General features: G+C 69.8%; 30 protein-coding genes. 10 read left to right on the top strand and 20 right to left on the bottom strand.

All coding sequences use genetic code 11. The features are described 5' to 3' along the window. Positions 1-182: 182 nt before the first annotated feature. On the top strand, positions 183-833 hold the full coding sequence (locus BLV39_RS25290) for a DUF4352 domain-containing protein (RefSeq protein ID WP_090798314.1): 651 nt from the start codon (positions 183-185) through the stop codon (positions 831-833). A gap of 183 nt (positions 834-1,016) precedes the next feature. Beyond that, entirely contained in the window at positions 1,017-1,931 is a 915-nt protein-coding gene (locus BLV39_RS25285; RefSeq protein ID WP_090798312.1) for an alpha/beta fold hydrolase, read from the top strand. 139 nt (positions 1,932-2,070) lie between these two features. On the opposite strand, the gene BLV39_RS25280 is transcribed toward BLV39_RS25285, so the two are convergent. Both BLV39_RS25280 and BLV39_RS25275 read right to left on the bottom strand, forming a co-directional pair. Continuing rightward, the gene (locus BLV39_RS25280; protein ID WP_239083484.1) at positions 2,071-2,895 is read right to left on the bottom strand and encodes an alpha/beta fold hydrolase; all 825 of its coding nucleotides are present in this window, start codon (positions 2,893-2,895) and stop codon (positions 2,071-2,073) included. A 306-nt stretch (positions 2,896-3,201) separates the two neighbouring features. Continuing rightward, entirely contained in the window at positions 3,202-5,583 is a 2,382-nt protein-coding gene (locus tag BLV39_RS25275) for a family 20 glycosylhydrolase (protein WP_176985073.1), read from the bottom strand. Between the two features lie 260 nt (positions 5,584-5,843). Here BLV39_RS25275 and BLV39_RS25270 point away from each other — a divergent pair, with 260 nt between their 5' ends. Together BLV39_RS25270 and BLV39_RS25265 are read left to right on the top strand one after the other, a co-directional pair. Then, positions 5,844-6,353, top strand: a complete 510-nt coding sequence (locus BLV39_RS25270; protein WP_176985072.1) for a LytR C-terminal domain-containing protein — start codon at positions 5,844-5,846, stop codon at positions 6,351-6,353. Positions 6,354-6,406: 53 nt separating this feature from the next. Then, complete coding sequence (locus tag BLV39_RS25265; protein WP_090798304.1) at positions 6,407-7,312, top strand: bile acid:sodium symporter family protein; 906 nt, start codon at positions 6,407-6,409, stop codon at positions 7,310-7,312. Here the strand turns inward: BLV39_RS25265 and BLV39_RS25260 are convergent. The 3 genes from BLV39_RS25260 to BLV39_RS25250 all read right to left on the bottom strand — a co-directional run bounded on the left by BLV39_RS25260 (position 7,282) and on the right by BLV39_RS25250 (position 9,223). Then, positions 7,282-7,740: a hypothetical protein gene (locus BLV39_RS25260; protein WP_143049879.1), complete on the bottom strand. Its 459-nt coding sequence runs from the start codon at positions 7,738-7,740 to the stop codon at positions 7,282-7,284. The two genes, BLV39_RS25265 and BLV39_RS25260, sit on opposite strands and share 31 nt — an antisense overlap. Before the next feature lie 152 nt (positions 7,741-7,892). Further along, on the bottom strand, positions 7,893-8,705 hold the full coding sequence (locus BLV39_RS25255) for a hypothetical protein (protein WP_090798300.1): 813 nt from the start codon (positions 8,703-8,705) through the stop codon (positions 7,893-7,895). After that, the gene (locus tag BLV39_RS25250; protein WP_308442651.1) at positions 8,702-9,223 is read right to left on the bottom strand and encodes a SigE family RNA polymerase sigma factor; all 522 of its coding nucleotides are present in this window, start codon (positions 9,221-9,223) and stop codon (positions 8,702-8,704) included. Before BLV39_RS25250 ends, BLV39_RS25255 begins: the two co-directional genes overlap by 4 nt. A gap of 108 nt (positions 9,224-9,331) precedes the next feature. Between BLV39_RS25250 and BLV39_RS25245 the strand changes: the two genes are divergently transcribed. Then, entirely contained in the window at positions 9,332-9,808 is a 477-nt protein-coding gene (locus tag BLV39_RS25245; protein WP_090798296.1) for a macro domain-containing protein, read from the top strand. A gap of 5 nt (positions 9,809-9,813) precedes the next feature. Here the strand turns inward: BLV39_RS25245 and BLV39_RS25240 are convergent, their stop codons facing one another. The 7 genes from BLV39_RS25240 to BLV39_RS25210 all read right to left on the bottom strand — a co-directional run bounded on the left by BLV39_RS25240 (position 9,814) and on the right by BLV39_RS25210 (position 16,149). Then, positions 9,814-10,131: an L-rhamnose mutarotase gene (locus BLV39_RS25240; RefSeq protein WP_090800555.1), complete on the bottom strand. Its 318-nt coding sequence runs from the start codon at positions 10,129-10,131 to the stop codon at positions 9,814-9,816. A gap of 24 nt (positions 10,132-10,155) precedes the next feature. Further along, complete coding sequence (gene rhaS / locus BLV39_RS25235) at positions 10,156-11,223, bottom strand: rhamnose ABC transporter substrate-binding protein (RefSeq protein ID WP_090798294.1); 1,068 nt, start codon at positions 11,221-11,223, stop codon at positions 10,156-10,158. Next, entirely contained in the window at positions 11,220-12,260 is a 1,041-nt protein-coding gene (locus BLV39_RS25230) for an ABC transporter permease (protein WP_090798292.1), read from the bottom strand. Before BLV39_RS25230 ends, rhaS begins: the two co-directional genes overlap by 4 nt. After that, positions 12,250-13,251 carry an ABC transporter permease gene (locus BLV39_RS25225; protein ID WP_090798290.1) on the bottom strand — a complete coding sequence of 334 codons (1,002 nt, stop codon included), beginning with the start codon at positions 13,249-13,251 and terminating at the stop codon, positions 12,250-12,252. Before BLV39_RS25225 ends, BLV39_RS25230 begins: the two co-directional genes overlap by 11 nt. Continuing rightward, complete coding sequence (locus BLV39_RS25220) at positions 13,248-14,729, bottom strand: sugar ABC transporter ATP-binding protein (RefSeq protein ID WP_090798287.1); 1,482 nt, start codon at positions 14,727-14,729, stop codon at positions 13,248-13,250. The genes BLV39_RS25225 and BLV39_RS25220 overlap by 4 nt, the downstream gene beginning before the upstream one ends. Before the next feature lie 126 nt (positions 14,730-14,855). After that, the gene (locus BLV39_RS25215; protein ID WP_090798285.1) at positions 14,856-15,530 is read right to left on the bottom strand and encodes a hypothetical protein; all 675 of its coding nucleotides are present in this window, start codon (positions 15,528-15,530) and stop codon (positions 14,856-14,858) included. An 88-nt stretch (positions 15,531-15,618) separates the two neighbouring features. Continuing rightward, entirely contained in the window at positions 15,619-16,149 is a 531-nt protein-coding gene (locus BLV39_RS25210) for a CGNR zinc finger domain-containing protein (protein ID WP_090798283.1), read from the bottom strand. A 70-nt stretch (positions 16,150-16,219) separates the two neighbouring features. Between BLV39_RS25210 and BLV39_RS25205 the strand changes: the two genes are divergently transcribed. Beyond that, positions 16,220-17,155: an EamA family transporter gene (locus tag BLV39_RS25205; RefSeq protein WP_090798281.1), complete on the top strand. Its 936-nt coding sequence runs from the start codon at positions 16,220-16,222 to the stop codon at positions 17,153-17,155. On the opposite strand, the gene BLV39_RS25200 is transcribed toward BLV39_RS25205, so the two are convergent. Together BLV39_RS25200 and BLV39_RS25195 are read right to left on the bottom strand one after the other, a co-directional pair. After that, the gene (locus BLV39_RS25200; protein WP_176985071.1) at positions 17,147-17,536 is read right to left on the bottom strand and encodes an Imm1 family immunity protein; all 390 of its coding nucleotides are present in this window, start codon (positions 17,534-17,536) and stop codon (positions 17,147-17,149) included. The two genes, BLV39_RS25205 and BLV39_RS25200, sit on opposite strands and share 9 nt — an antisense overlap. A gap of 4 nt (positions 17,537-17,540) precedes the next feature. Continuing rightward, entirely contained in the window at positions 17,541-18,089 is a 549-nt protein-coding gene (locus BLV39_RS25195; protein WP_090798277.1) for an SMI1/KNR4 family protein, read from the bottom strand. A gap of 86 nt (positions 18,090-18,175) precedes the next feature. Between BLV39_RS25195 and BLV39_RS25190 the strand changes: the two genes are divergently transcribed. From BLV39_RS25190 to BLV39_RS25180, 3 genes are all read left to right on the top strand, one after another. Beyond that, entirely contained in the window at positions 18,176-18,748 is a 573-nt protein-coding gene (locus BLV39_RS25190) for a copper resistance CopC family protein (RefSeq protein ID WP_090798275.1), read from the top strand. Positions 18,749-18,815: 67 nt separating this feature from the next. Beyond that, positions 18,816-19,973: an acyltransferase family protein gene (locus tag BLV39_RS25185; protein ID WP_090798273.1), complete on the top strand. Its 1,158-nt coding sequence runs from the start codon at positions 18,816-18,818 to the stop codon at positions 19,971-19,973. A 6-nt stretch (positions 19,974-19,979) separates the two neighbouring features. Next, positions 19,980-20,582, top strand: a complete 603-nt coding sequence (locus BLV39_RS25180; protein ID WP_090798271.1) for a dihydrofolate reductase family protein — start codon at positions 19,980-19,982, stop codon at positions 20,580-20,582. Here the strand turns inward: BLV39_RS25180 and BLV39_RS25175 are convergent. After that, positions 20,575-20,916 carry a hypothetical protein gene (locus BLV39_RS25175; protein WP_143049878.1) on the bottom strand — a complete coding sequence of 114 codons (342 nt, stop codon included), beginning with the start codon at positions 20,914-20,916 and terminating at the stop codon, positions 20,575-20,577. The two genes, BLV39_RS25180 and BLV39_RS25175, sit on opposite strands and share 8 nt — an antisense overlap. A gap of 78 nt (positions 20,917-20,994) precedes the next feature. Here BLV39_RS25175 and BLV39_RS25170 point away from each other — a divergent pair, with 78 nt between their 5' ends. Beyond that, complete coding sequence (locus BLV39_RS25170; RefSeq protein ID WP_090798266.1) at positions 20,995-21,570, top strand: dihydrofolate reductase family protein; 576 nt, start codon at positions 20,995-20,997, stop codon at positions 21,568-21,570. Here BLV39_RS25170 and BLV39_RS25165 read toward each other — a convergent pair. The 5 genes from BLV39_RS25165 to BLV39_RS25145 all read right to left on the bottom strand — a co-directional run bounded on the left by BLV39_RS25165 (position 21,556) and on the right by BLV39_RS25145 (position 26,356). Further along, entirely contained in the window at positions 21,556-22,335 is a 780-nt protein-coding gene (locus tag BLV39_RS25165; protein ID WP_090798265.1) for a PPOX class F420-dependent oxidoreductase, read from the bottom strand. The genes BLV39_RS25170 and BLV39_RS25165 overlap by 15 nt on opposite strands. Positions 22,336-22,382: 47 nt before the next feature. Beyond that, a complete protein-coding gene (locus tag BLV39_RS25160; protein ID WP_090798263.1) occupies positions 22,383-24,176 on the bottom strand; it encodes a hypothetical protein in 1,794 nt (597 codons plus the stop codon). 67 nt (positions 24,177-24,243) lie between these two features. Further along, positions 24,244-24,990, bottom strand: coding sequence for an MBL fold metallo-hydrolase (locus BLV39_RS25155; protein WP_090798261.1), 747 nt, complete (start codon positions 24,988-24,990; stop codon positions 24,244-24,246). 65 nt (positions 24,991-25,055) lie between these two features. Next, positions 25,056-25,934, bottom strand: a complete 879-nt coding sequence (locus BLV39_RS25150; protein ID WP_090798259.1) for an 8-oxoguanine DNA glycosylase OGG fold protein — start codon at positions 25,932-25,934, stop codon at positions 25,056-25,058. 89 nt (positions 25,935-26,023) lie between these two features. Next, the gene (locus BLV39_RS25145; protein ID WP_090798257.1) at positions 26,024-26,356 is read right to left on the bottom strand and encodes a hypothetical protein; all 333 of its coding nucleotides are present in this window, start codon (positions 26,354-26,356) and stop codon (positions 26,024-26,026) included. Positions 26,357-26,436 lie beyond the last annotated feature (80 nt).

Raw genomic sequence — 26,436 nt, 5'->3', positions numbered from 1 at the left:
CACGATCTCTATCGAGGTAGTCCGCCTGGACGGCCCGGGCCGCCGTACTCCCGATTTCTGTGTCTTCTTGCTTTCTCGGGCGTTTCGTCCGGTTACCTGGTTCTGCGGCCGGGCGCCCGCGGGATCGAGACGCCCGGCCGCGTCGATCCCGCCGCTCTCGGTCCCGAACACGGAGCCCCGCCATGACCTACCAGCCCCCGCCGCCCAGTTTCCCGCCGCCTGGCTTCCCGCCGCCCGGCGGTGTCCCGCATTTCGGCCCGCCGCCGGCAAAGAAGCGTTCGAAGACGCCGTGGATCGTCGGCGGGTTCGTGGTCCTCCTGCTCTGCTGCGGCGGAGTCGGCATAGCCGCCCTGAACGCCGGCGGCGACGACCCGACGACCGACACCGTGACCGCTGCCGGCGGCACCGTGGACGAGGCGCCGCCGAAGGTGTCGACGCCGGGGCTCAACGAGGCCGCCCGTGACGGCAAGTTCGAGTTCAAGGTCTCCAAAGTCGCCTGCGGTACGACCCGCGTCGGCAACAGCATGATCGGCGAAGACGCCCTGGGCGTGTACTGCCTCGTCGACCTGTCCGTCCGCAACATCGGCAACAAGTCGCAGATGTTCGACGGCTCGTCGCAGAAGGCGTTCGACGGCGACGGCACGGAGTTCTCCCACGACGGCGCGGCGGGCCTGTACGCCAACGACGGCACCGACGTGTTCCTCCAGGACATCAACCCAGGCAACCAACTCAAGGGAACGCTGGTCTTCGACGTACCAAAGGGAACGAAGCTCACCACGGTCGAGCTACACGACTCGCCATTCTCCGGCGGGGTGACGGTGGCCCTGAAGTGACGAAGCCAGGGTAGGTAGGGACAACCCCCGAGTGGTGTTGCTGCTCTCCATCGTTCAAAAGCTGCGGTCAGCAGGATCGTGCCGGACGCCGGCGAAGCCCAGGATTGATCTCGTTCCGCACCGCAGGCAAAGCCGGGCGCAGCGAGGTTGCCCTGGGCCTTGCCGAGATTCCAAGGAAGTTCCATGACCGCGAAACTAAGGTCTCGGCGTCGCTCCATCGCCCTGGCGTTGGTCCTGCCCGCAGCGCTCGTAGCCGGGTTGACCGCGTGCGGCAACTCACCGCCGTCCGCCCCCGGCCCGCAGGCTCCGCCCAGTGCCTCGGCCCCAGCCAGCCCGGCGGCTTCGACCCTGAAGATGGTCAACGTCGACGGACGTCGGCTGGCCTTCCACGTCACCCCTGGACACCTGCCCGCGATCGTCCTGGACGCCGGCGGCGGCGAGGACTCCTCCTATTGGCAGCGCCTGGCCCCGAAACTGTCGCAAGACACCGGATCCATGATCATCACGTACGACCGTGCGGGTCTGGGCAACAGCGACGAGCTACCCGGCCCGTGGAACGTCCACTCCGCCGTCTCCGACCTGGAGGCCGGCCTACGCCAGCTCGGCGTGACGCAGAAGGTGCTCCTCGTCTCGCACTCGCAGGCGGGCGAGGTCGCCACGTACTTCGCGCGAGCGAACCCACAGTTGGTCTCCGGCGCGGTGCTCGTCGACGCGAACCTGCCGCCGTTCTTCACCGATCAGGAGATCGCCCGCCTCGTGGCCGCCACCGGTCCACAGGTCGAGGAAGCGAAGAAGCAGCCTTCTACAAAGGAGAACCGACAGCTCATCGCGACGGCAGCCAACTTCGGCCCCGCCCATCACGAGTACCACCAGGCCACGTGGCCGAACACGGTGCCGGCGATCGTCATCGTCTCCACGAAGACGCCTTTCGACGGCTCCCCGGAAGACGTCCAGCGCTGGCGCGACGCGGCCGCCACCTTCGCGAAGGCCGGACCCGACCGCGAGCTCGTCACCGCCGAGGGCAGCTCCCACGACATTCCCGTCGACCGGCCCCAGCTCGTCCTCGACCAGATCGAGAAGATGGCCGGCCGCATCTGACCTGACCTGACAGAACGGCATCGCGTTCGCGGCGGCGCAGCACCCCGCGCCGCCGCGGGCGCCTGATCACGGACGTGGTCAGTCGATTCGCGGCCCCGACCGCCGGGCCCGTCCGCCAGCGGGTGGAACGTGAGCGGGGTCAGCGGTCGAGGAAGTCGAGGATGACCGCGGCGAACAAGGGCGAGCTGAAGATCGAGTAGTGCGTGACGCCGGGCAGGATGGCCAGGGCGTGTCCGCCCGCCGGGCGGCCTTCGCCGGTCCAGCCGCCGTCTCGCTTGCCGCCGTCGAGCAGCCCGAAGATTTCCATGAACGCCGTCGGTGGGACCTGGTCAGCGTCCGCGCCGACCACCATCGTCGGCACGGTCAGGGAACTGACCTTTTCCGTGAAGTCGATGCCCTGCCGCATGAAGTCGCCGATCTTGTCCAGCAGGCGTCCGAAGTCCTCAGGACGTGGCGCGACCTTCTGATAGAGCTGGTACATCGGGGTGTCCACCATGAACTCGGCGGCCGCCGCGCTCACCTGGCCCTGCATCGCCCGCATCTCCGGGTAGATCGAGTCTGTGCGCAGCCAGGCTGACGCCATCACGAGCTTGCCGACCTTGGCCGGGTGGTTGGCCGCGACGTGCATCGCGACGCCGCCGCCCAGGGAGTAGCCCGCCAGGTCCGCCTGCCCCAGGCCTAAGTGGTCGATCAGCGCCGCCACATCAGCGGCCATCGCGTCGAGGGAAAGGGGCCGGTCGACGTCCGCGGTGCGGCCGTGGCCCTGCAGGTCGACGGTGATGACCTCGTGCGTCGCGGCCAGCAGCGGCAGCACCGGACCGAACATCTCGCCCGAGCCGAGGCCGCCGTGCAGCAAGACCAACGGTCGACCCGCGCCGTAGCGTTCGTAGTAGAGGTTGATGCCGTTCACGTCGGCGTAGCCGCCCGTGCCGGCGAGGTCGGTGCTCCAGTCGGTGTCGGTCACCCGCACCATGCTACGAGTCAGGCCCTCACGCCGCACCAGCCTCGTATGCCAACGCCGAGCAGGGCGTCTCACGGACGGAGTTCAGCTCGGCGCCACCTTGCGGCGCAGCTCGCGGATGACGCCGTGCCGCTTGAGCGTCCAGGTCAGGCGACGGACCAAGCGGCCCGCAGGAGCAGCAATGTCACCTGCCCGACCAGGCCAGTCAACCGGTGCGAGAACCCGCTCGGTCGCTTGGCTTGGCTACCCGTGGACTTTGGTCACCACCAGGCCCGGGGGGCATGACCCCGCCCGGGCCTGATGGGACGGTCACAGACCCTTACATTGCCCGGTCGCCGGTCCCCGGATCGTGTTCGGCTGGCCGTTGTTGACCGGCGCGGGAGTGTTGCCGGTGCAGGACAGCGGACCGTTGACGACGTTGCCGGCGAGCACGGGTGCGGCGGCGACATTCGTGCCGGTCAGGGTGAGTGGGCCGCTGATCCGTACCCCCTCGACCTCGACCTCACCCGTGGTGCCGGCGAGGCTGACCGGTCCGCTGACCGAACCGCCGATCAGTTCGACCAGGGCCGCACTCGTAGCGCTCACCGGGCCCTGAATCGAGGCGCCCGTGGCGACCAGCGATCCGCCCGGACGGACCGTCACAGGCCCGGAGACCGTGGCACCGGCCAGGCAGGTGACCCCGGCACTGACGACCAGCGGGCCGCGGTGGGTGCCCGACACCGTCGACGTGCAGGTGTCCACGACGACCTGGAAATGGGCGGTCGTGCTCCCGGTTGGCCGGGTCGCCGTGATGGTCGCCTGGTAGACGCCGTTGCGCCCGTACGTGTGGCCGGCCGTGGCCGTGTAGATGCCGTTGGCGGTCTTGTTGGTGCCGGCCGTGCCGCTCAGGGTCGCCGGCGAGCTGGTTCCGTCGCCCCAGTCGACCGTCGCGGACACCTGCTCCAGCGTCGCGCCCGGAGTGGACACGGAGGCGATGTCGCCCATGACCGTCCGCTCCCGCACGGCGATGTCCGGTGCCGCCACGTCGACCTGCCACGGCACCTGCGGCGACGGGTAGAAGTTCTGGCCCTGTAGCTGCCACCGCAGTCCGTGGCCGGCGACGCGGCTGACGAAGGACGCGAGGTTGCGGTCGGCGTGGGTCTTCGGCGACCAGCCGATCTCCGCGGTCGCCGGAAGTCGCGGGAACATCTGGAAGCCGATGTCGTCCAGGGTGCGCAGGGTCTCGGACCACATCGCCGCCTCGACACCGAGGATGTCCGCGTCGGTCACCGCCGGCAGGGTGACGCCGCCGGTGGTCCGCGCCGGGATGTACGTCGCCGGGTCGCTGCTGGTGCCGGACCAGTTGTAGAACTGCGAGACGTCCAGCCGGCCGGCCCAACTCAGCCCGAGCGGGCTGCCGACGAACTGCTGCATGTCCAGGTACGTGTGGTTGGCCGGCGACATCACGACCTTCATGCCCTTCTGTACGGCCCGCCGGGCCGTGTCACCGCCGGAGCCCGCCGGGTTCCCGTTGTTCCAGAACTGGGCGACGGCCGGTGGTGAACCGGGCTGGCCGAAGTTCGCCTGGGAGATCTCGGCCCAGCCCATCACGATCTTGTTTTGCGCCTTGACGATCTGTGCTTCCTGGTCGACGAAGCTGACGTACCGGGTGCTGGCCAGGGTGGACGCCGGCACCTCGTCACCACCGAGGTGGTAGTAGGGCCCAGGTGTCATGGCACTGAGTTGGTTGATGATGTCGGTCAGGATCGCCCAGGTGTTCGGGCTCTCGGGGCACAGCGCGCTGTAGCCGACCGCCCCGGTCAGGTTCCATTGTGGAGGATTGTTCCTCGTGCAGTTGACGTCCGGCAGCACCGGGTTCGCCTCGGGCCCCGCGTAGGACATGACGATCGCGTTGGTGTGTCCCGGCGAGTCGACCTCGGGAATGACGGTCATGAAGTGCGCCGCCGCGTAGTTGACGACGTCGACGTACTCGGCCTGGGTCCAGAAGCCGCCCGGGTCGTTGTTGATCGAGAACTGCCCGCCGATGGCCGTGAGCTCGGGCCGGCCGTTGATCGCGATCCGGAAGCCCTGGTCGTCGCTGACGTGCAGGTGCAGGACATTCAACTTGTACGCGGACGCCTTGTCGATCACACGCTTGACCACGTCCGGCGGCTGGAAATGCCGGGCGATGTCGAGCATCATGCCGCGGTACGCGTACCGCGGGGTGTCGGTGATCCGCACGCCGGACACCGTCCATGGCCCGGGCCGCACGGTCGGGCTCTCGATCCACGGCGGAAGCAGTTGACGCAGGGTGTGCATGCCGTAGAAGAGCCCGGCCGGCCGCCGCGCCTCGATCTGGATGCCGGCGCCCGAGACGTCGAGCCGGTAACCCTCGTCGCCGAGGTCCGCGTCGTCGGTCAGGCCGAGTGCGATGTCACCCGGTTGCGGCGCGGCCGTCGACACGGGCAGCGGATAGCCGGTCGAGGCCCGCATGGTCGTCGCGAGCGCGTCGGCCACGGCCCGCGCTTCCTCGGCTCCCACGATCCTGGTGGCCGGGCCGACCACGAAGGTCTCCCCCGGTACGGCCTCCATGGCGGCGGGGATCGGCACGAGCTGCGATGCCGTGACCGGTGACGTGTCCGCCAACGCCGGCGTGGCCACCTGACCGGTCAGCCCGGCCGCCTGGATCGCGAGCGTGACGACCAACGCCATCGAGCCGAACCGCCGAATGCGACTCCGTCTGGCTCGCGTACCCCGGGTCCTGTTCGGCGTCTGCATGTCAGACCTCCCTGCTCGGGGCGCACGCCTGAATCGATCAACGTCCGTTGATGGTAGGTGCGGAGGCCACCTACAGTAAAGAGTCCTTACAGAACGTGACCGCAACGTTCCGACGTCCGTGGGTGTCTGAGGTTTCAAGACCTGTACCCCACCCCGCTGGCGGAGCTATGACCTTTGCACGAGTGCGAGCGATCGTGATCGCGAGCATCCTGCTCATCCTGACCTTGACGGTCACCACGTACGCATTGCTGAACGATTCGCAACGCGGCCGCGCCGTCGGCGCTCAGTGCCCAGCCGGGTGGCCGACTGTCGACCTGACCTTCAAGCAGAACGACGAACTGAAGGTGAAGGTATGGAATGCCACCGATCGGCCGGGGCTGGCTGACGCGGTCGCGACCGACTTCACCCACCGCACCGTTCGAGTGCTGGCCGAGGGCAACGCGAAGATTGCCGTCGACGGGGTCGCGCTGCTCCGCTACGGCCCAGCGGCGGTCGGCGACGCTCACGTGATCGGCGCTTACTTCCTCAATACCGCTGAGATGGGATACGAGGCGACGCGTACCGACGACGTTGTCGACGTGCTTGTCGGGAATGAATTCAAGCAGTTGGCCACGCAAACCGAGTTCAGCGTGTCGATCGCAGAGCTGGCAGCCGCCGGACAGCCAACCCTCCCGCCCCGAAGCTGCGAGCCGAGCAAGACTTAAGATCACCGATCCAGTGGATGTCGCTTGGCTCACATGCCGATCAAAATCCGTGCATGGATTCCTGGCTGACCACCGTCGGACTTCCGATCGCGTTGGCGATCGTCATGCTCGGCCTCGGGCTCGGGCTGTCGATCGCGGATTTCCGGCGCATCGCGACGTACCCCTTGCTCATGCTCATCGCCCTCGCTTGCCAGGTCATCGTCCTGCCCGCGATCTGCTTCGGGCTCGTCCTCGCCTTCGGCCTGGAGCCGGAGTTGGCCGTCGGCATGATGCTGCTCGCCGCGTCACCCGGCGGCACGACGGCGAACCTCTACAGTCACCTCTTCGGCGGCCACGTCGCCGTCAACGTGACGCTGACCGCCGTCAACTCGGTCCTGGCGGTCGTGACCCTGCCGCTGGTCGTGAACCTGTCGACCGGCTACTTCCAGCCAGACAGCCAAACGGTCGGACTCCAGTTCGACAAGGTGCTTCAGGTCTTCGCCATCGTTCTCGTTCCGGTCGCGCTCGGCATGGTGATCCGGTCGCGCTTCGCCGGCTTCGCCGACCGCCTCGCGAAGCCGGTCAAAATCCTCTCGGCCGTCCTGCTGGTCGCGGTCATCACCGGCGCCATCCTCAACGAGCGCGCCAACGTCGCGGACTACTTCATCGCCGTCGGCGCCATCGTCCTGATCTTCAACCTGATCAGCCTGGCCATCGGGTACGGCGCACCGCGGCTGGCCGGAATGGGCAAGCCCGAGTCCATCGCCGCCGGGATGGAGATCGGCATCCACAACAGCACGCTCGCCATCGCCATCGCGGTCAGCCCGGCGCTGCTCGACAACACCCGGATCGCCATCCCGGCCGCCGTGTACGGCATCGTCATGTTCTTCACCGCCGCGGCCTTCGGCTACGTGGTGACCCGCCGGAAAGACCTAGCCGACGGCGGCACTCAGAACGCCACGAAACCGGTGGAGGTGTAGCCGGTGCCGTACATCTGGATGTAGAACATCTCAGTGTCCGGCACTCCGTAAGCGAGAACCTTCCAGCCCGTGCTGCCGACGCCGAAGTACGTCCAGTTGGGTTGACAGCTCCCGCCACCGTAGAGGGTGCAGACCTTGGCGCCGATCGTCACACCCGCACCCCAACTCGTCACCCGCATGTTGATGTCGCGACAGTTCGAGGTCGCGACGTACCAGTTCCCGATGCTGTTCGTGGGATCCTCGTCCCCGTAGGGAATCATCTGGTCGCCGTTCTCGTAGCCGGTCGTCCAGGGATACTGGCCGTTGGGAATGCAGCTTCCCCGCGCCCCGATCCCGTCGGCGACCGCGGCCGACGGCACCAGCACCGCGACGCCCACCAAAAGAATCGCGAGTAACGCGCCGATCCGCCATCTGTTCGTCGTTGCCATAGCGCCGCCCCCGTTGACGTGGATGCACGGAGCCTCCCCTGCGCTCCGCTCCAACAGATACCTGCCGCAGCGTGCCAGGCCGCCCTGGTGCGACGCATGGCCTTTCGACGGACGTGGAAAGTGCCTGTTCACTCGGTTGGCGCTCGGGCGGCTCAGGGATAGAACGAGACCCGGGGATTGAGGGCGATGGCCAGCAGCTGCTCGACGGTCAACACCGCGCCCGTTGGGCTGTCCAGGGAGACGTTGACCATGGATCCGTCCGGCTGGTCGACCCGCATGTCGATGACGACGCGGCCCGGCTCCGGACCGACGAGCGTGGCCATCACCACCCGTTGACCGCCGGGTCCTTTCGTTTCCACGCAGGAGCTCTCGTGCGTCGCGGTCGCCCTGGGCGGGCCTCCGGGGTCCTCGTTGGGCGGCTCGCAGAAGGAGTCCTCGATCAGACGATGCAGGGAGAAGCCGATCTTGCCCTGCCTGCCCGCCACCTCAACGGTCAGCGGCGCCGGCATGTCGTAGAAGAACCTCGCCGGATAGGTCCCGCCGGTCCCGGTCGGGGTGGCGGGCACGTTCCGGCGGACGACGGTGGGCATACCACCGAGGTGCACACCTGGCACGGCGTCGCGGATCGCCCGCGGAAAAGCGGATCTCAGGCGAGCGACGGCGTGCGCGGTGCTCTCCTTGGAGTCGACCCCCCGCAACGTCGATGGCCGGGGGGCGGGCGCCGCTGAGGTGGTCGGCGCCGGTGTCATGGGAGCGACCGTAACCGGCGCCCACGAGGGCGCCGGCCCGGACGCGACCGCGAAGCCGCCCGCGGTGGCCGCGACCACGACCGCGACCCCGCCGGCGGTCGCCCCGAGGCGCTGGAGTGCGAGTCTGCGCCGGGCCCGGCCGATCAGGGCGTCCACGGTGTCCCGTGGCGGCGGCTCGGCCGGAATGGTGGCGTCGAAGAGAGCCCGGTAGCTCATGGCACCTGCCTAATCTGGTTGGGAGTCAACGACAGTGCGCGCAAGGTCTCGAGCCCGCGCGCGGTCTGGCTCTTGACGGTGCCGAGCGAGATGCCGAGCACGTCCGCGGTCTCCTCGACGGACAGGTCGCAATAGAAGCGCAGGACGAGCACGGCCCGCCGGCGCGGCCCGAGCCGGGCGAGGTAGGAATCCAGGGTCAGCCGGTCGACGCTGCCCGTGTCGGCGGCGACGACCGTGCCGTCGGCGGGGAACTCGTCGACCAGGTGCTCGCGGCGCCACGGCCGGCGGGTCTCGTCGATCACCGCACGCGCCAGCATCCCGTTCACGTAGGCATCGACGTCATTGATCTCCGAACGGCGACGCCAGCGACGGTAGAGCTTGCCCAACACCGTTCCCACCAGGTCGTCGGCCAGGTGCCAGTCGCGGCACATCAGGTAGGCGGTGCGCCGCCAGCCCGGCATCCGCGCGCTCACGTAGTCGCGGAACGCCGCCTCGTCCGAGGCCGTCATGCGGCTCATTTCCACCTCATGCTCTAGGGACGGACGCGGTGGGCGCCGAGGTTGCCCCACCGGCCCGATCTCCGAAAGCAGTCGACCGGCAGCTTTGGCTGATGAGATCATCGCCGGGTGGTGCCGCTGCGGATCGTCAAGGGTGACGCGACCAGTCCTCAGGCCAAGGGTCCGAAGGTTGTCGCGCACGTGTGCAACGACCTCGGTGGCTGGGGCAAAGGGTTCGTGCTGGCGATCTCCCGCCGCTGGCCCGAACCCGAACGCGCCTACCGCACGTGGCACCGCGAACGGTCAGGCAACGACTTCGGACTCGGTGCTACCCAGCTCGTCCAGGTCCGACCGGACCTCTGGGTGGCCAACATGGTTGCCCAGCACGGCATGCGCACCGGCAGCAACGGGCCGCCGATCCGATACGACGCCGTGGAGCGCTGTCTCAACACCGTGGCCGAGGATGCGGTGCGGCTCGGTGCCACCGTTCATCTGCCTCGCATCGGCTGCGGACTGGCCGGCGGCCGTTGGGAACAGGTCGAGCCGCTCATCGTCGCTGCCTTGTGCGCGCGCGACGTCGGCACCACCGTCTACGACCACGACTGAGACGGTCAGAGGTGGAAGACCTCGTCCAGGACGACGAAGCCCCGGTCGGGTCGGCCGCCCGGCAGGTCGACGAAGAACGGGGCCATTTCGGCCTGCCAGCGGGCGTTTACTTCCGTCGACTCCATCGCGGCCAGGGACGCGTCCAGGTCTGACGTCAGGAAGTAACCCACCAGCAGGCCGTCGTCGCGCAGGAACAGGGAATAGTCGTGCCAGCCCGCTGACCGTAGGGCGGCCAGCATCGACGGCCAGACCGAGGCGTGGCGGCGCCGGTACTCGTCCAGGAGCTCAGGACGCACCTGGAGCGTGAAACAGATCCGGCGCACGCCACCCACCCTTCGCTTAAGAGACTAGAAGTCGAACTGGTCGATGTTGGACGCTTCGAAGGTGAAGGGGTCACCCAGCACGATCTCGCCGCCCGCGCCGACCTTGTAGTCACCGAGCTTGCCGGCCTTGAACGAGTCGCCTTCCTTGCCCGTGATGATTCCGGAGGCCAGCGCCGCACCCGCGTACGCGGCCAGGTAGCCCAGATCCGCCGGGTTCCACAGCGCGAACGCCTTGCAGGTGCCGTCCTTCACGAACGCGCGCATCTGGTTCGGGGTGCCCAGGCCGGTCAACTGCACCTTGCCCTTGTACGACGAGCCCGACAGGTACCGGGCCGCCGCGGCCACACCGACCGTGGTCGGCGAGATGATGCCCTTGAGGTTCGGATGCTTGGCGAGGAGACCCTGCGCCTCCTGGAACGACTTCTCGTCCTGGTCGTCGCCGTAGACGGTGTCGACCAGCTTCAGCTTCGCGTACTCCGGCTTGGCGAGCTCCGTCTTCATCATCTCGATCCAGGCGTTCTGGTTCGTCGCGTTCGCCGTCGCCGACAGGATCGCGATCTCGCCACCCTCCGGGCCCACCGCGTCCGAGATCAGCTTGATCTGGGACTTGGCGATGCCGTCCGCGGTCGCCTGGTTGACGAACACGTCGCGGCACTCGGGCTTGGTGTCCGAGTCGTACGTGACGATCTTCGCGCCGGCGGTCTTGGCCTCGGTCAGGGCGCCGCAGATGGCGTCCTTGTCGTTGGCCGACACCACGATCACGTCGGTCTGCTGCTGCGAGAGCGTGTTGATGTACGAGACCTGCGCCGACGGGCTCGCCTCGGACGGACCGGTCTGGGAGTAGTTGCCCTTGAACTCCTCGACCGCGGACTTGCCGCCCTTGTTGTCGGACGTCTCGAAGTACGGGTTGTTCACCTGCTTGGGCAGGAAGGCGACCTTCAGGCCCTCCTTGATGGTGCCGGTGGAGTTCCCGGCGTCACCCGAGCCCGTGCCCGTGTCACTGCCGGAGCCGTCCTCGGCGCAGGCGCCCATCGCGAGCGTCAAAGCCGCGAGGACGGTCGCCGCGACGACGCGTACACCTGTGATCCTCATGGTTGGGTCCTTTCTCCAGGGGGTGGTCGTCGGCGTAGCCGCCCACGGGCCATGCGCACCACGTTGGGCCCGACGACAGAAGCGATGAGCAGCGTTCCGGTGACGATCGTCAACGCGTTGGCCGGGACGTCGGCCAGTTGCAACGCGTTGCGTAATGTGCCGAGGAGCGCGACCGCGGCGACCACACCGAGCAGGCCGCCGCGACCGCCGAAGATGGACACGCCGCCCAGCAGTACCGCCGCCACCACCGACAGCTCGAGGCCGTTGGCGTTGTCGGCCCGGGCGGACGCGAACCGGAACGTCCAGAAGACGCCCGCCAAAGCGGCGACCATGCCGGTCGCCACGAACAACCAGAACTTCGTCTTCAGAACCGCGATCCCGGAGTACGCCGATGCCTCCGCGTTGTTGCCGATCGCGTAGAGCCCGCGGCCGATCGGGGTCGCGTGGAGCAGCACGCCGAACAGCAGCGCCAGGACGGCGACGACGAGCACGAACCAGGGCACCACCGTGCCGGGGATCGGGGCGATCATGTTCGTCGTCCAGGAGATCGGGTAGTCGGCCACCGCCTTGTCGCCGAGCACCACGTAGGCGAGCCCGCGATATAGGGCGAGGGTGCCGATCGTGACGGCGAGCGAGGGCAGCCCGAAGACCGTGACGAAGATGCCGTTGACCGCGCCCAGCACGGCGCCGAGCGCCAGCGAGATCGCGATCAGCAACGGCAGCGAGGTCACGCCGGCCTGCCACAGCCAGCCCATCACGCTGCACGTCAGGCCGACCGTCGACGCCACGCTCAGGTCGATCTCGCCGGTGATCACGATCAGGGTCATCGGCAGGGCGATCAGCGCGATCGGGATCGCCTCGAGGATCACGAAGCGGTAGAAGCGCGGGTTGCCGACCCCGTCGATGGTCAGGCTGCCGACGACGATCACCGCGATGAGGGCGACGAGGACGAGCAGGTCCCAGGAGCCGAGCACACCGCGAGCGCGGGTACGGGACGGCGGGGTGACCGGCTCGCGGACCGGCGTGTCAACGGCCACGGTCGCTGCCTCCTCGAAGTCGCCGGGCCAGCCGGACGGCCAGCGAGCGGTCCAGGCCGATGGCGGCGAGGATCAGCACGCCGACCGCGGCCCGTTGCCAGAACGGGTTGATGCCGAGCACCGGCAGCGCGCTGCCGATCGTGGTGAGCAGGACCGCACCGAGGGCGGCGCCGTAGACCGAGCCACTGCCGCCGAAGATCGCGACGCCGCCGACGACCACCGCCGCGACGACGTTGAGCTCACTGCCCAGGCCGGCGTTGGCGTCGATCGTGCCGAACCGGGCCGCGTGCAGGACGCCCGCCAAGCCCGCGAGGGCGCCGCTGGCGACGAAGGCCCAAAAGACGCGCCGGCCGACCGGGATGCCGTAGAGGCGGGCGGCGTCGGGGTCGGAGCCGATGGCGTAGAGCTCACGCCCGCTGCGGTACGAGCGCAGGAAGATCCCGGCGCCGATCAGCACGACGACCGCGAAGAGAGCCAGCACGGGTACGCCGAGGATGCTGCGGGTGCCGAGAGCGAGGAAGTTGTGTGGCATGTCGGCCGCGTTGATCTGCTTGCCGGTCGCCCAGGTGTAGTCGACGCCGCGGAACACGTACAGCGTGCCGAGGGTGACCACCAGCGCCGGCACCCGCGCGGCGGCGATCAGGCCGCCGTTGACCGCGCCGCACAACGCGCCCAGGCCGATGCCGGCCAGCAGGGCCACCGGGATCGGCATACCCGGGTTGCTGACGAACAGGTTGCCGGTGGCGAACGCGGCCAGGCCCAGGATCGAGCCGACCGACAGGTCCACGTTGCGCGTGATGATCACGATCGCCTGGCCGACCGCGAGGATGGCCAGGATCGTGGAGCCGAGCAGCAGGTCCTTGACGTTCTGCGCCGACAGGAACCGGGTGTTGACCGCGAACGTCACGCCGACCAGCAGCACCAGCGCCAGGGCGATGCCGAGCTCGCGCACCACGAAGACGCGGTGCACGGCGGTGGTCGGGGCCGTCACGACTGCGCCCCGGTCGCGGCGACCATCACCGACTCCTCGTCGGCACCGGCCCGCGGGATGTCGGCGACGAGCCGGCCCTCCCGCATGACCAGGACCCGGTCGGCCATTCCGAGCACCTCCGGCAGTTCGCTGGAGACCATCAACACCGCCACCCCGTCGGCCGCCAACTCCGAGAGCAGGCGGTGCACCTCGGCCTTCGTACCCACGTCGATCCCCCGGGTGGGCTCGTCGACGATCAACACCCGGGGCTCGGTCGAAAGCCATTTGGCGAGTACGACCTTCTGCTGGTTGCCACCGGACAGCGTGGCCACCGGGTCGGTCGGGCGGCCGGCCTTGACCTGAAGCCGCTGCGTCCAGGTCGCGGCGGACCGGCGCTCCGCACCGCCGAACAGCAGCCCGGCCCGGGACAGGGCCCAGCGGCGCGGGAGCGTGGCGTTGCGCTCGACCGACAGCTCCATCACCAGGCCCTGCTGGCGCCGGTCCTCCGGCACGAGCGCGAGCCCGGCGGCGATCGCGGCGGGCGTGTCGCCGGCCGGCAGCGGCTTGTCGTCGACCCGGACCTCGCCGGCGTCCGGCTTGTCGACGCCGAAAACGGCCCGCACGACCTCGCTGCGCCCGGCGCCGACCAGGCCGGCCAGCGCGACGATCTCGCCGCCGCGGACCGTGAAGCTGACATCGGAGAAGAAGCCGTGCCGGGTCAGGCCGCGCACGTCGAGCCGGACGTCACCGGGCGTGGTGTCGACCTTGGGGAACAGGGTGGCGACGTCGCGGCCGACCATCTTGCGGACCAGCGCGTCGACCGTGAGCTGCGACGCGGGAGCGGTGTCGACCCGGCGGCCGTCGCGCATCACCGTGATCCGCTCGCACAGGTCGAACACCTCGTCGAAGCGGTGCGAGATGAACAGCACCGCCGCGCCCTCGTCGCGCAGGGACCGGGCGACCGCGAACAGCCGCTCGACCTCCACACCGGACAGTGCGGCCGTCGGCTCGTCCATCACCAGCACGCGGGCGTTGGTGGACAGTGCCTTGGCGATCTCGACGAGCTGCTGGTCGGCGATGGACAGGCCACGCGCGGGGCGGTCGGGGTCGAGCCGCACGCCGAGCCGGTCGAACAGCTCGCGGGACCGGGCGCGCATCGCGGCGGTGTCGATCCGGCGCAGGCTGCGGCGCGGCTGCCGGCCCATGAAGATGTTCTCCGCGACCGACAGGTCGGGGAACAGCGTCGGCTCCTGGTAGATCACCGCGATGCCGGCCGCCCGGGCATCGGCCGGACCGCCGAAGGTGACCGGTGCGCCGTCGAGCAGCACCGTGCCGGTGTCCGGCGGATGCACTCCCGCGAGGATCCGGACCAGCGTGGACTTGCCCGCGCCGTTCTCGCCCACCAGCGCGTGCGCCTCGCCGGCGACCAGCTCGAGGTCGACGTCGCGCAGCGCCGCGACAGCGCCGAAGGACTTGCTCACCCGCTGCAGCGCCAGCATCGCACCTCCCGGCCGTGAAACGTTTCATAAACCGCTGTGGTGAAGACCTTAGGGATGCGAATCCATCAGCGTCAAGAGGTAAGGAAGGGACCCTTGCAATCGCTTTCCGATTGCAAGGGTCCCTTCCTAGCCGCCGGTGTGGCCTTCCTCTTCGCCGTCGGCGGTGAAGGCGCCGCTGCCCTGCTTCGTCTGGAGGTAGACGTGCTGGTGGCCGAAGCCGGCGTCCACATTGATCTGGTCGAGCTGGGCGGCGGCCACCGACCAGGCGGTCGCGGCGGCCGTGCGCGCGCGGCCCGCGATCTCCACCAGGGTGGGCTGCCGGTCGGCGGGGCCGGTCACGGCCGCCGCGTAGAGGTCCAGCGCCACCTGGAAGTCGCCGACCGCGCTGCGGAAGCCGCCGCGGGCGACGTTGGTCGCGGTGGTGCCGGACGGGCTGTCGGCGTGCGCGGCCACCAGTTCCTTGACCGTCCGCTGCCAGTCGGCGATCGCCGTCGCGTCGGCCGGCTTACCGCTGGCGACGGCGACGTCGTACTGATCGAGCAGCGTGGTCAGTTTCTCCTGGGAGGACCGCGCCACGTCGGTCAGCGACTTGATCTGGTCGCGGTCGCGCTGGGCCTCCTGCGCCTTGAGGTCGTCGATCGCGCGGGTGGTCGCGTCGGGCCGTCCGATCAGGAAGCCGACCAGCCCGGCGGCCAGCGCGGCGACCACGATGCCGGCGATGGTGGCGGCCAACGGCACACGGCGCTTCTGGGCCTGCTCGGCCTGGCGCACATAGGACGGCTTACCGGTCTTACGCGACATCGTCTCTCCAGGGGTGGGCCTGATCGGACGACGGCTCCCGCCGAGTAGCCATCTTCGATGGAACGGTAGTACGGCCGGGCGGATCTGATCAAGGCTGGACGGCAGCCGCCCTGCGTGCCCGGTAGGCGTTGACCGCGGACTTGTTGCCGCAACCGGCGTCGCAGAAGCGCTTCGAGCGGTTCTTGGACAGGTCGACCAGGACGTTGTCGCAGTCCGGGTACGCGCACCCGCGCAGCCGGTCCAGCGCACCGGTGCGGACCACGTCGACCAGGGCCATCGCGGCCTCCACGGTCATCCGGACGGCGAGCGGCGCGTCCCGGGGCACCGCGTGCAGGTGATAGCCCCAGTTGTCGTGGCTGACCAGTTGCGGCAACGGGCGGCTCTCCACCAGCAGCGCGTTGACCGTCTCGACGAGCTCGTCCTCGCCGAGCTCCCAGAACCGGCGGAACCTCGGGCGCAGCGCGCGCACCGACTCGAGCTCGTCCTGGGTGCCGGCGCGGACCCCGGTGTCCTCGTGCTCGCGAAGGAACGCGTCGAGCGCCGCGATGTCGTCCAGCGGGGTGTTGACCAGCGCGGCGGTCTCCACGAGGGCAGCCTCGGTGTCATGGGCGAAAACCATCTTGACCCCTAACAGTCGTACACCTAACGTCATGAGTGTAAACCGGCTTTGGTCATGACAGGGGAGCTCCATGGCACCGACCCGCTCGTTCGGCCTGCTGCTCGCGCTGCTCTCGGCCCTGACGTTCAGCACGTCCGGCCCGTTCGCGCACGCGCTGCTGGATGCCGGCTGGACGGCGCCGGCCGCGGTGGCCGCCCGGGTCGGGATCGCGGCGCTGGTGCTCGCGGTGCCGACCGTGATCGCGCTGCGCGGCCGTTGGGGTGCGGTGCGCCGCGACCTGACGAGCATCACGCTGTTCGGCGTGCTCGGCGTGGGTGCGGCCCAGGTCGGCTTCTTCAACGCGATCCGCTACCTGCCGGTCGGCGTCGCGCTTCTGCTCGAATACCTGGGCGTGGTGCTCGTCGTGTTCTGGATGTGGGCGGCGCACGGCCAGCGGCCGAGGGCCCTGACCACGGCCGGCGCGGTCACCGCCGTCGTCGGGCTGGTCCTGGTGCTCGACCTGAGCGGCGGCGCCCGGCTGTCCCTGGTCGGCGTGGCCTGGGGCCTGTTCGCCGGCGTCGGGCTGGCGTCGTACTTCGTGCTCGGCGCCCGCGAGTCCTCAGAGGGGGAAGTGCCCGCGTTGGCCCTGGCCACCGCCGGCATGGCCATCGGCGCGGTGGTTCTCCTGGTGCTCGGCGCGACCGGGCTGCTGCCGATGCACGCCACCTTCGGCCAGGTCACCCTCGGCGACCAGCGGATGAGCTGGCTCGTGCCGGTGGCCGGCCTGTCGCTGGTCGCGGCCGTGGTCGCCTACGTGACCGGCATCGCCGCCGCACGCGCGCTCGGCGCCCGGCTCTCGTCGTTCGTCGGCCTCACCGAGGTGCTGTTCGCGGTGCTGGTCTCGTGGCTCGTGCTGGACGAGTTGCCGACCACGGTGCAGATCGCCGGCGGTGCGTTGATCGTCGCAGGCGTCGCGCTGGTCCGCCTCGACGAACGCCGCCCGGCGGAGGCGCTGGCGTCAGCCTGATCCCCAGTACAGGGTGGAGTCCGGCCGACCGTCGATGGCGAAGGCGCGGACAGCGCGCAGCGCGGTGTCCAGGTCGACGACCGAGCGGCGGTCGACCCGGCGGACCCGCCCGGCGGCGACGACCTCCACCTCACCGCGCTCCGCGGCCGGCGTACGCAGGGCGATGATGTCGTCGTGCTCGTCGGAGCCGAGGTGCACGAGGTAGTGCCCAGCGCCACCCTCGACCGCCAGGTACTGACCGTCGTGGCCGGTCAGGACGAGCTCGGTGTGCCGCCGCTGGTCCAGCGCGCGCACCGCCGCCTCGATCTCGTCCGCGGTCGGGTCGGTCCGGTTGAGGGAGGACGCGCGGCCGTCCGCCCACCGGTCGAGTTCCAGTCGCACCGGCTCAGTGAGGGCTGTCGAGCTCGTCATACAGCTCCTCGTATCGGGCCCGGTCGGCGGTGAACCGGCCGTCGGCGTCCACGGTGAAGCCACCCCGCCGGAAGCACTCGACGAAGAACTCCACCATCGCGGGCAGGTCGGTGAACTCGATCCGGGTCGGCTCGCCGGAGCGGATCGCGACCACCCGCGGCTCGTACGGGCCGGACCAGAGCGCGGCGAACAGGTCACCCTCCTCCGTCGCCAGCAGCGGGAGCCAGCCGTCGCCGAGCAGCAGAACCGGGTCCTCCTCGTACGCGGGACGCAGCCCGACCGCCTCGGCGAGCGCGAGGGGCGCGTACCCGGGGATGACCTCGACGTCCCGATGGTCCTGACCCGGCGCACGGGTGACGCCGTCGTGCCAGCCGAACCACTCGACGACCACGGGCGGCAGCGGGCCGTGCCGGGTGGTGCCGTCCGCCGGTAGGCCGGGCACCAGCAGGTCGACGACCGGACGGCGGAGCATCCGCAGCCACCACTCCAGGTCGTCGAGGCGATCGGTCAGTGACTCCTCCACACGATCACCAGCGCCACGCACCCGCCTGATGTCACACCGGTCGTCGGCGAGCCGCTAGTTTGTCGGGAACGACATCTGGAGGATCGATGCGTCGCCGCTCTGCCGCCGTTCTGGCCGCCCTGCTCGTGGGGCTGGTCGTAGTCGTCGCCCCCGCCACGCCCGCCGCGGCGCACACGAAGCTGTCCAAGTCGGTGCCGGCGGCCAGGTCGACCGTGACCAAGCCGGTCACCGCGCTGAAGCTGACCTTCAGCGGGCTGATCAGGCAGGACGGCAGCGTGGTCGTGGTACGCGGCGCGGACGGCGCGAAGTACCAGGAGGCCGAGCCCACCGCGGTCGACAAGACGATCACCCAGCCGGTGCGGCCGCTGCCGGTCGGCGTGGTGACGGTGGAGTGGAAGACCGTGTCCGGGGACGGGCACACGATCTCGGGCAGCTACACGTTCACCAACAAGCTGGCGCCGCCCGAGCCCACCGCGACGCCGACCGCTTTCGAGGCGCCGACCGCCGCGCCCACGTCGGCACCGGCCATCGAGCCGGTCGCCGCGCTGCCCGGCGGCGAGCCATCGAGCAACGCCGTCCCGTGGGCCGTCGGTGGCGGCGCTGTCGTGGTCGTCGGGCTCGTCGTGTTGCTGCTGCTGCGGCGCCGCCGCGCGCACTGAGCGGTAGTCCACAATTCGGGTACGCCCGGATGCGATCGACGCGCGACCCGGATAAGGTCGCCGTTCTATGCCCGAATCCCCCTCGGCTACCGCTCCGACCTCTCGCCTGCCGTCCCTGACGGGTCTGCGTTTCGCCGCCGCGCTGCTCGTGTTCGGCGTGCACGCGTACTCGTTCATCCCCGTCGGCGGCTTCGCGCACGACGTCGGGCACCTGCTGCTCGACCCGGGCGACCTCGGCGTCTCGTTCTTCTTCGTGCTCTCCGGCTTCGTGCTCACCTGGGCCGCCCGCGGCGGGAGCGCCCGGCCGCTCGGTCGCTTCTTCGCCGGACGGGTGCTGCGGATCTATCCCGCGTACGTCGTCGCGCTGGGGCTGGCGGTCGCCTCGAAGTGGGTCGGCGATCTGGCCGATCCCATCGGCAACCGGATGAACCAGGTCAACGGCCACAACCTGACCACGAGCCTGTTCCTCGTGCAGGCGTGGTATCCGGACGATGTCACCTATCTCGGCATCAATCCGGTGGCCTGGTCGCTTTCCTGCGAGATCGCGTTCTATGCGGCGTTCCCACTGCTCCTCCCCCTGCTGCGCCGACTCACCGGCCGGGCGCTGGGCGGTGCGGCGGCCTTCTTCGTCGTGCTCGGCCTGCTGATGCCGTTGATCGCGCACGCATTCGTCGACCCGGCCTTCCAGCGGTGGTTCGTCTACATCCTGCCGGTCACCCGGTGCGTCGAGTTCGCACTGGGCATCACGCTGGCGCTGCTGGTGCGCTCCGGCGCGTGGCGTGGCCCCGGGCTGCCGCTCGCGTCGGCGCTGTTCACCGCCAACTACCTGATCGTCAACCTGCTCCCCCACCAGGTACGCGACACCGCCGCCGTGCTGGCCACGACCGCGCTGCTGATCCCGGCCGCCGCGACCGCCGACCTGACCGGCGCGCGGTCGATCTGGCGGCACCCCGTGCTGGTCCGGCTCGGCGACGCGTCGTACGCCTTCTTCCTGGTCCATCTGACGATCGTCACCACGACGATGACCATCCTCGGCCGGTCGCACGACTACCCCGCATGGCAGGCGATGTCGCTGGGCATCGGGTTACTGGTCGTCTCATACGCCGTCGCCCTGCCCCTGCACCGATACGTCGAGGCGCCCGCGATGCGCCTTCTGCGCCGTCGGCCCCGCCCGCCGATCCCCGCGCAGCGGTCACGACAGCCGGAGCAGATCGGCGTAAGCTAGTCCGATATGGGCAAGGTTGTCGCTGACATCTCCATATCCCTCGACGGGTACGTGGCAGCGCGCGGAGCCGACCTCGAACACGGGTTAGGCGTCGACGGCGAGCCGATCCACGGCTGGGTCTTCGCGGGCCACCCGGTCGACTCGGAGATCCTGTGCCGCGGCCTCGACGAGACCGGCGCGGTGGTGATGGGCCGCCGCCTGTTCGACTTCGTCGACGGCCCGCACGGCTGGACAGAGGAGCTCGGCTACGGCGCCGGCAACGACCAGGCGACGGGCGGCCCGCCGGTGGTCGTGGTGACCCACTCCCCGCCTTCGTCGTGGCGGCTCGGCGACCGGTTCAGCTTCGCGACCGACATCTGCGAGGCGGTGGGCCACGCCCGGTCGGCGGCCGGCGACAAGACGGTCGTGGTCATGGGCGGTGCCGACGTCGTACGCCAGAGCGTGCTCCTGGGCCTGGCCGAAGAGCTGCGCCTGCACCTCTCGCCGTGCCTGGTCGGCGCCGGCACGCCACTGTTCCGACCGGGCGATCAGCCCGCACCCCGGCTGCGACAGACGGACGTGGTGGTCTCACCGCACGCGACCCACCTGACGTACGCGGTGCTCAACTGATCCGGGTGCCGATCACGACGGCCAGGTCGGGGGTGAGCCGTAGCTGGGTGGCGCGCAGGCGCGGGTGGTCGAGCCAGCGCAGGCGCGGATGGTCGACCTCGCCGCCGTGGCGGGGCGGCCAGTCGGTGGTCGGCGTGAAGTCGTCGATCACGACGGTGCCGCCGAGGCGCAGCCACTCCCCCGGCTCCGCGAAACCGGCGTGCGGGGTCTTGCCGTGGCCACCGCCGTCGAGAGACACCACCCACAGGCGCCCGTGCGACGTCGCGCTGGAGTAGGCGAACTGGTGCTGGGCCGCGACGCGCATGGCTGCCCGCACCAACTTCGGAACTGCCATCTCACTCCTTGGGTACGGATGTCGAAGCGCGGCGGTCGGCTCCGACGTAGCTTCGAACAGCACACGAGGAGGCAACCGATGCGCAAGGTCATCTACTGGGTGCACACGTCCGTGGACGGGTTCATCGACGGGCCCAACGGGGAGTTCGACTGGCCGAGAATGGGTCCTGAGCTGTCCGCGTACTCCGAAAGTCTGGACACCAGGGTCGACACCCTGCTGTTCGGGCGGCCGGTCTGGGAGATGATGGTCGGATTCTGGCCCGACGCCGAGTCGATGTCCGACGACCCGCACGTCACCGCCTTCGCCCCGTTCTGGCGCGCCACACCGAAGATCGTCTTCTCGCGTACCTACGCGGGCGACGAGTGGACCACGCGGGTCATCCGCGCCAACCTGGCCGAGGAGGTGGCGGCGCTCAAGGCCCAACCCGGCCGCGACCTGCTGCTCACGGGCGGCGCGGCGCTCGCGGCGGCACTGACCGAGCTCGGGCTCGTCGACGAGTACCACGTCGCCGTGCATCCGGTCGTGCTCGGTGGCGGCCGGCGGCTGTTCGCCGCGCCGGAGAAGCGACAGAACCTTCGTCTGGTCGACGCGCGTACGGTCGACGGCCAGGTCGTGGTGTCGCACTACCAGGGCGGCGCCTCAGCCGACGAATGATCGCAGTTCGAAGTGGACGGTACGACCGGTCGTGCGCCGTCCCAGCCGGTGCGTCAGCGGCACGAGCACCCCGTGCAGCAGGGGGTACTTGGCGCGTAGCGCGCGGGCGGCCGCGGTGTTCTCCGCACCGGTCAGCCGGTGCGCGACGGCAGGAACCGCGCGGCCGGTCGGTGCGCCGCGTGCGGTCGACGGCGCGACGGTGACGGCCGGGTTGTTGCGGATGCGGCGGGTCTTCCATGCCTTCTGATAGCTGCGCACGTAGGCCCGCTCGCCCACCACGACGATGCTGACCGGCGTCGCGACCGGGGTGCCGTCACGGCGGAACGTGGTGAGCGCGACGGTCTTCTGCCGGGCGAACGGTGCCCAGTCCGGCGTCGCCGTGCCGTCGACCCGGCCGAGGACCCAACCGAGTTGGCGCCATCGTTCCAGGAGGGCGACGGCGGCCAGCGCGGCGGCCACGGCGATCAGCACGGTCTGGCCGTTGTCGCCGCCGAGGTCGCGGTCGGCGACGTGCGACGCGGTGTGCGCCACGCCGCCGACCAGGTAGCCGCCCAGACCGACCGTGAATCCGTCGGCCCACACGACCGCGAGCAGCAGCGCGGCACCGAGGCCGAGCTGGAACGCGCCGGCGTCATGCACGAAGTGCCGGCTGGGCGGGAAGTCCACGAACTCCGCGAAGTCGGCCGGCGCGAACAGCGCCCAGCACCCCGCGGCCAGGGTCACCAGCGCCAGCAGAACGGTGACGGCCCGAATCATTCGTCTCATGACCCGAGGACGGCACAGCGCGCCGGCATGTGACGTCCGGCGCCGCGTTAGTGACGCAGGTCAAACCGGCGGGCCTTCGGCACCTCGATCCCGTCGTCGTCCGGGAGCAGCCACATCGGGTTGCCGAAGCCCAGCGGCACGCCGGCGGCGTCGAACGCCTCGACGCGCAGGTAACTCCCGCGCACGCCGCGGTCGAGCCGGAACAGCAGCCGCTCGTCTCCGGGGAAGGACTGCCGCACGATGCTGCGGGTGGTCGCACCCGAGCGGTCGCAGACACCCACCACGACGTCGACCCGCGCGCCCTCGGGCAGGTTCGCCGCGAAGATCTCGACCGGCACGTACGCCAGATCGGTCCTGATGACCTGGCCCATCGCCCGGCGGCCGTCGACGACCAGGTCGAGTGAGCCGGCTGCCCACAGCCGCTGGTGGTTCAGGAACACCTGACCGGCCGCCAGCGCGGCGATCAGGTCCCTGGCCCTGCGCGACTTCGACCAGGCCGAGGTCTGGAAGAGGTCCTTCTTCGACCAGTCGCGCCCGGCGTGGTCGTCGTTCCGGCTGGTCGCGGTGAGGAAGATGGCGTTGCGGGCGGCGACGTCGAACAGGTCGAGCCGCTGCTTCGTGATGGTGGAGACGCCGCCCGGGTCGACGGTCTCCATCAGGTCGCAGCCGAGCGCCCGGCTGGAGACCAGCTCGGCGGCGTCGATCGGCGGATGGTTGTACTGCACCAGAGCGCCGCGCTCGTGGTACCAGCGCACCATCTCCCGCGCCGCCGTCACGCTGTCGTCCAGCACCGGGGCCGTGCCGCGGTCCGGGTACGGGAACAGCTCGAAGTCCTCCATGTAGACGTTCAGGTGCCGGACCATCGACACCTCGGAGCCCAGCAACTGGGTGATCCCCGGATACTCGCGCCGGAGCCGCTTCATCAGGTCACGCTGCTCGCGTACCGCCCAACGGAGTTGATCCCGGGTCCGTTTGAACCTCAGGTGGTCGAACAGGCCCTGCGCGGTCGCGTGGTTCCGGGCCCGCACGCCGAACCGCAGTCGCGCCAGCGCCGAGTCCTCGGCCACGAGATCCGGCCAGAACCTCCGGATGTCCTTACGCGGGCGGATCTTGAGCGTTTGCCAGCCGCTGGTCGCCGGTACGGTCACGACACCGGTCAGCTCGCCCTCCACGGTGCGGGACGCCTGGGTGCCGACGCGGTACTCCAGCACGTAGACCCCGGCCGGGCGCCCGGCGATCGCTGGCCGGTACGAGGTCTCGAGCTGGACCACGAGCTCCGCGTCCGGACCGGTCCGCTCGGCCAGCACGTCGATCGTCAGCGTCGTGTCGGTCAGGTTCGTGGTGTAGAAGCTGTTGCCGCCGTCCCCGAACATCCACGTGCGACCCCACTCGGTCGCGCTGGTGCCGGTGCCGGTGACCCGCAACGCCTTGCCGGGCTCGCCGGGACTGTGCGGCTCGTCGACGAAGGCGTGCCCCGCACCGGTGACCGGGCCCTCGTTCTGGGGGATCCAGGCGAGTTGCTGACTCTCGTCGGTGCCGTCGAAGCGGATGCTGTCGTAGTAGCCGTACGCCTCCATGCGCCAGTCGTGGTCGGTCCACCAGACCACGTCGGTGCCGGTCCGCTTGGCCTGCTCGAGCTGCGACAGCATGCTCGCCCCACCGCCGCCGTCGGCCCAGCTTCCACCCTCGCTGAACGACGAGTGGGTGTGCATCGACATGCTCACCGGTGTCCGTGCCCGTCCGACCGCCGCCGGCACGTCGACACCACCGACGGCCGCCGCGACACCGACCCCGAGCCCGGCGCCGAGCACCGCCCGACGTGAGACTTCCCGTTCCACCATGCGTGATCCTTCCGCTTCCGCGATCGGTGAACGACCGCGGTGCGGCGTGGGGTACGGCGTCTCGGGGTCAGGACCTGCTTCGCAGGTAGTTCTGGGCCAGCACGCGAAGTCGGGCCTGGTCGAAGGAGTGCCCGTGCCCCGGGTGGACGACGGAGACCTCCAACTTCATGAGCCGTTCCATGCTGCGCCGGTACGCGGGTACCGAGGAGTCCGGGAGCGTGTCGATCAGGACGTCGTCGTAGCTGACGTCGCCGGAGAAGAGCACGCCGGTGCGCTCCTCGAGCAGGGCGATGCTTCCCGCGCAGTGCCCGGGCAGATGCAGCACGGTGAGGGCGCGCCCACCCAACTCGATGCGGTCCCCGTCGTCGACGAGGCGGGTCGGTGGTGCCGGTTCGACCCGGTAGCCGCGTGGTTCGTAGTCGGGGCGCGGCAGCGCGTCGAGCAGGAGACCGGGTGGCGGCTCACCGACGTCCCGGATGGCGAGCTTCTCGAAGAGCTCAGGCCCGTAGAGGCTCGCGGGCGGGCCTGCCGCCAGGGTGTCGGCCTCGGCGGAGTGTGCGGCCCGTTCCCGGAACTCGTGTGCTCCGCCGGAGTGGTCCAGGTGCGAGTGGGTCAGGGCGAGCAGGGGGTCACGCTCGAACATCGCCGGTATCTCGTCGCGCAACGCCACGACCCCCAGCCCGGCGTCGACGACGATGTCGCGGTCGGTGCCGCGGAGCCACCAGAGGTTCGCGGACAACAGCGGGCGTACGTGCGGCTCCGAGATCCGCACCAGGCTGTCGCTGATCTGGGTCTGCCGATACCAGTCGCTCATGTTCGCTCCCCCCGACGCGAGAGATCATCGCAAACGAACGCTGTGCGCCGGCTGAGCCCGGTCGATCAGGCGTTGCGTGCCAGCACGATCCGCTTCAGCTGGCGGATACCTCGTTCGAAGTCGTCCACGTCAGCCGGGCTGACATCCGCAAGAGCGGCGAAGGCCACAGCCGCCTCTTCAATCGCCGTCAGCACGGCGCCGTCCTCGGGGTCGTCGAGAGAACCGTCCGCGAGCGCGGCAGTCCTTCCGGGCTCGTCGACGAGGGCATCGCTGAACATCAGATACTCCACATCGCCTGCTGCGATTCCCAACACCTCTGCCCACGAACACGCCATCCGCAAATACCGGTCGTAATCGCCGACGTGCCACTCCAACCGCAGATGACAGCCAGCATGCTGACGAAGCCACCGCTGCACCAACTGGTCGAGGATCAACGCCGGCGGCGCGTCCGGCCCATTGCAGAAGTACAGATACTTCGTCGCGAAGGAGACCCCCAGATACCGCAGGCGGTGCTCGCTCAGCCATTCAAAAGCCCGTGCCCCGCCATCGCGTTTAACGATCTGCGCCGCTGTGTGCAGGGTCGGACGAGCCTCCGGGTTCTCCCCGAGCACCCGCGCAGTTCGGTAGGCGCCGTACCCGGTCGGCCCATACCCCCACACCATCGCGGCAACGAAGGCCCGCTCTGCTTCGATCTCGCCATCCGCCGCGTTCGCCGCATGCCGCGCGACAGTCGCGCGATCGACTCTGTCGGGCAACGACGCGAAAAGTTCTTGGTACTTCGGCAACCCGGTCAGCCAAGTGGCCCGGTTCCACCACATCCCGCCCTGGCCGTTTCGCCCGTCGCCGTCCCAACGCCGGAATACCTCCCGCAACCGGTTCGGCATTTCGGGCAGCACCACACCAGTCGACATAAACAACATGCTGTCATCGACACCGAAGCGCACGTCCGCGACACGAGCACCATTCCCGCGTGGAGTGACAAGAGCCCGAGAGTGCCGCCTTCCGGGAGCCGAACCCGGAAGGCGGCCGAACCTCAGAGCGGACCGAAAGCGTTGAAGCGCCGGTTGTACGCGCCCTCCGACGAGTTGCAGGCCGCGGTGCTGCGCCAGCCGCTGCCCACCGCCTCCCACGCACCGGTGCGGGTGTAGTCGCGGCCCAGCCAGACGTCGCAGCTCACGACGGCCTGGTACGACCCGGTCCCCCCGGTGCAGATCACCCATCCGACGTTGCCGGACCCACCCACGGAGCAGTTGTACGGCACGGCCATGGCGGCCGGCACCCCCACGACAGCGACCGAAGCCGTCGTCAGTGCCGCCGCCATCGCCGCGCCGGCCAGCAGCCGAGACCCGATCCTGCTTTTCGCCATCCCCATCGATCCTCCCGATTGTGTCGCCGTGGGCCGCCCCCGAGAACGTCCCCTGGCACAGCAAACCGGCAGGCGCGCCG

Origin of the sequence: Asanoa ishikariensis, from assembly GCF_900107455.1 — a bacterium.
GTDB lineage: Bacteria > Actinomycetota > Actinomycetes > Mycobacteriales > Micromonosporaceae > Asanoa > Asanoa ishikariensis.
This window is presented reverse-complemented; position numbering and strand designations above follow the sequence as displayed.

What these genes read in the sequence shown, in the direction of transcription:
- BLV39_RS25160 (WP_090798263.1), bottom strand. Translation starts at nt 24,176, where the DNA reads ATGGTGGAACGGGAAGTCTCACGTCGGGCGGTGCTCGGCGCCGGGCTC.
- BLV39_RS25220 (WP_090798287.1), bottom strand. Translation starts at nt 14,729, where the DNA reads ATGCTGGCGCTGCAGCGGGTGAGCAAGTCCTTCGGCGCTGTCGCGGCG.
- BLV39_RS25290 (WP_090798314.1), top strand. Translation starts at nt 183, where the DNA reads ATGACCTACCAGCCCCCGCCGCCCAGTTTCCCGCCGCCTGGCTTCCCG.
- BLV39_RS25145 (WP_090798257.1), bottom strand. Translation starts at nt 26,356, where the DNA reads ATGGCGAAAAGCAGGATCGGGTCTCGGCTGCTGGCCGGCGCGGCGATG.
- BLV39_RS25285 (WP_090798312.1), top strand. Translation starts at nt 1,017, where the DNA reads ATGACCGCGAAACTAAGGTCTCGGCGTCGCTCCATCGCCCTGGCGTTG.
- BLV39_RS25190 (WP_090798275.1), top strand. Translation starts at nt 18,176, where the DNA reads ATGCGTCGCCGCTCTGCCGCCGTTCTGGCCGCCCTGCTCGTGGGGCTG.
- BLV39_RS25260 (WP_143049879.1), bottom strand. Translation starts at nt 7,740, where the DNA reads ATGGCAACGACGAACAGATGGCGGATCGGCGCGTTACTCGCGATTCTT.
- BLV39_RS25250 (WP_308442651.1), bottom strand. Translation starts at nt 9,223, where the DNA reads ATGAGCCGCATGACGGCCTCGGACGAGGCGGCGTTCCGCGACTACGTG.
- BLV39_RS25180 (WP_090798271.1), top strand. Translation starts at nt 19,980, where the DNA reads ATGGGCAAGGTTGTCGCTGACATCTCCATATCCCTCGACGGGTACGTG.
- BLV39_RS25205 (WP_090798281.1), top strand. Translation starts at nt 16,220, where the DNA reads ATGGCACCGACCCGCTCGTTCGGCCTGCTGCTCGCGCTGCTCTCGGCC.
- rhaS (WP_090798294.1), bottom strand. Translation starts at nt 11,223, where the DNA reads ATGAGGATCACAGGTGTACGCGTCGTCGCGGCGACCGTCCTCGCGGCT.
- BLV39_RS25175 (WP_143049878.1), bottom strand. Translation starts at nt 20,916, where the DNA reads ATGGCAGTTCCGAAGTTGGTGCGGGCAGCCATGCGCGTCGCGGCCCAG.
- BLV39_RS25215 (WP_090798285.1), bottom strand. Translation starts at nt 15,530, where the DNA reads ATGTCGCGTAAGACCGGTAAGCCGTCCTATGTGCGCCAGGCCGAGCAG.
- BLV39_RS25255 (WP_090798300.1), bottom strand. Translation starts at nt 8,705, where the DNA reads ATGAGCTACCGGGCTCTCTTCGACGCCACCATTCCGGCCGAGCCGCCG.
- BLV39_RS25165 (WP_090798265.1), bottom strand. Translation starts at nt 22,335, where the DNA reads ATGAGACGAATGATTCGGGCCGTCACCGTTCTGCTGGCGCTGGTGACC.
- BLV39_RS25265 (WP_090798304.1), top strand. Translation starts at nt 6,407, where the DNA reads ATGGATTCCTGGCTGACCACCGTCGGACTTCCGATCGCGTTGGCGATC.
- BLV39_RS25185 (WP_090798273.1), top strand. Translation starts at nt 18,816, where the DNA reads ATGCCCGAATCCCCCTCGGCTACCGCTCCGACCTCTCGCCTGCCGTCC.
- BLV39_RS25170 (WP_090798266.1), top strand. Translation starts at nt 20,995, where the DNA reads ATGCGCAAGGTCATCTACTGGGTGCACACGTCCGTGGACGGGTTCATC.
- BLV39_RS25275 (WP_176985073.1), bottom strand. Translation starts at nt 5,583, where the DNA reads ATGGCGTTGGTCGTCACGCTCGCGATCCAGGCGGCCGGGCTGACCGGT.
- BLV39_RS25155 (WP_090798261.1), bottom strand. Translation starts at nt 24,990, where the DNA reads ATGAGCGACTGGTATCGGCAGACCCAGATCAGCGACAGCCTGGTGCGG.
- BLV39_RS25210 (WP_090798283.1), bottom strand. Translation starts at nt 16,149, where the DNA reads ATGGTTTTCGCCCATGACACCGAGGCTGCCCTCGTGGAGACCGCCGCG.